The sequence below is a fragment of the Mycobacterium sp. E735 genome (genome assembly GCF_001666955.1).
Taxonomy (GTDB): Bacteria; Actinomycetota; Actinomycetes; order Mycobacteriales; family Mycobacteriaceae; genus Mycobacterium.
This window is the reverse complement of the sequence record NZ_LZIX01000025.1, coordinates 1-2,251: the sequence shown is the minus strand read 5'-3', so window position 1 is coordinate 2,251 and position 2,251 is coordinate 1. Positions and strand designations below refer to the sequence as shown.

The following is a 2,251-nucleotide window of genomic DNA, read 5'->3' as shown; positions in this document are numbered from 1 at the left end:
ATCCACTCGGCCAGCACCGACGCCGTCGCCGCCACCCGCCGCGCCGTCTTACCCGACACCACCAACGTCGACACCCCGCCGTCGGGGCCGGCGTCGTCGACCGGCGCCAACCCAGGGCCCTGCTCGACGATGGCGTGCGCGTTCGTCCCGCCGAGACCGAACGACGACACCGCCGCCCGGCGAGGACCCGCATCGGACGGCCATTCGATGTTCTCGACGGGCACGAAGAGCCGGGTCGACGACGCGTCGATCGCCGGATTCCACTGCGAGAAGTGCAGGTTCGGCGGGATCTGCCCGCGCTGCACCGCCAGCACCGCCTTGATGAACCCGGCCACCCCGGACGCCGCCTCCAGGTGGCCGATGTTGGTCTTCACCGCGCCGAGCGCGCACGAGCCCGGGCCGCGCCCGTAAGTGGCTGCCAGCGCTTCGAATTCGATCGGATCCCCGAGCGCCGTCCCCGTTCCGTGGGCCTCCACGTAGTTGACGCTTTCCGGTGCGATGTCGGCCGACCGCAACGCGTCGGCGATCACATCGCATTGGGCGGCCGTGTTGGGCGCGGTGATGCCGTTGGAGCGCCCGTCCTGGTTGACCGCCGAACCCCGCACCACGGCCAGCACTCGATCGCCGTCGCGCACCGCGTCGGTCAGCCGCTTGAGCACCACGACCCCCGCGCCCTCGCCGCGGACGAACCCGTCCGCCGCCGCGTCGAACGTCGCGCACCTACCCTGCGGCGACAACAATCCCCAAGCCGAGATGGCGATCTGGGTCTCGGGCCGCAGCGTCGCGCTGACCCCGCCGGCCAGCGCCAGGTCGCTCTCGCGGGACCGCAGGCTCTGGCAGGCCAGGTGGATCGCCGCCAACGACGACGAGCAGGCGGTGTCCACCGCCACCGCAGGCCCACGCAACCCCAACAGGTAGGAGATCCGGCCCGCGGTGATGCTGTGGGAGTTGCCGGTTCCGGTATAGGCGTCCACCTGCTCTGGGCCGGCCGCCAGCATGGACTGGTATTCGTTGAAGTAGGCGCCGATCATCACGCCTGTTCGGGTGTCGGCCAGTGAATCCGTTGGAATGCCGGCATGTTCGAGCGCCTCCCAGGCGACCTCGAGCACCATCCGCTGCTGCGGGTCCATCGATGCGGCTTCGCGCGGGGTGATGCCGAAGAACTCGGCGTCGAACCCCGCGATGTCGGGCACGAAGCCGCCCCACTTGGTCGTCATGTGACCGGGCGTCAAGGGGTCGGGGCTGTAGAAGGCCTCGGCGTCCCACCGATCCGACGGGATCCCGGAGATCGCATTCCGGCCCTCGACCAACAACTCCCAGAAGCTGTCCGGTCCGGTCACCTCGCCGGGGAATCGGCAACCGATCCCCACCACAGCGATGGGTTCGGCCGTCACGGTGCGGGCGGCACGGGCGAATTCTTCGGACAGAGCGGTGCGCTGCTGCGCCGTCATGTCCGAGACGCGGCTGAAGAGACTGCGCATTACGCGGGCTCCTCGGCGGTGACGGAGGACGACTCGATGCGGTCGAACAAACTGTCCAGCGTGCTTCCCGCCGAGGCGGACAACGCCGCGATCTCGTCATGTCCCGAATCCCCTTCGGGCGCGACCATTTTGGTGAGCTGGTCCGCCAGCGCGGCGACGGTGGGGTGATTGAACAGCATGGTGGTCGAGATTTCAACACCCACCAAGGTCTCCGCCTCCCGGCGAATTGCCATGGCGCCCAGCGAGTTCAGGCCGAGCTCGGCGAGTGGCCGATCGCTTTCCAGCTCCGGTTCGGGAATCCGCAGTTCCCGGGCGACGATGCCGCGCAGCCCGCTTTCCAGCTCCCGGTGCACCTGCGCAGGTGTCAGGTGCGACCAGTCCTTCGCCGGGATGAGGGCGGCGCCCGCCGAGTCCGGAAGCAGGTCGTCGACGATGTGCAGTGCGCCGCGGATCCGATAGGCCTCCGCCAGCAGCGGCCAATCCGCTTCTACCACAACCGAATGCGCACCGGCGGCGGGACTCGACACCAGGGGAAGTGCCGTGATGGCGGTCTCGTCGTCCATGGGCAGCAGGCCGGTTCCGACGCTGACCTGACCGGCATCACCGTCGCTGTCGGCCAGTGATTTCCACAATCCCCAGTTGACCGTGGTGGCCGCGAGCCCCAGGCTGCGCCGGGCGTACACCAGGGCGTCCAGGTAGCCGCTGGTGGCGGTGTAGTGGGCCAGCCACCGCGAACCGGTGAGGCCGGAGATGGAGGAGAACACCACGAA

Annotated in this window: 2 protein-coding genes; both read right to left on the bottom strand. The window is 69.2% G+C overall.

Annotation, left to right across the window (positions count from 1 at the left end; genetic code table 11):
• Window positions 1–1,481 (bottom strand): type I polyketide synthase (locus tag A5704_RS02605; protein WP_197505042.1); only part of this gene is annotated, 1,481 nt, incomplete at its 3' end.
• On the bottom strand, window positions 1,481–2,251 hold a 771-nt coding region (locus A5704_RS02600), incomplete at its 5' end, for a beta-ketoacyl reductase (RefSeq protein WP_156737588.1). The genes A5704_RS02600 and A5704_RS02605, both read right to left, overlap by 1 nt.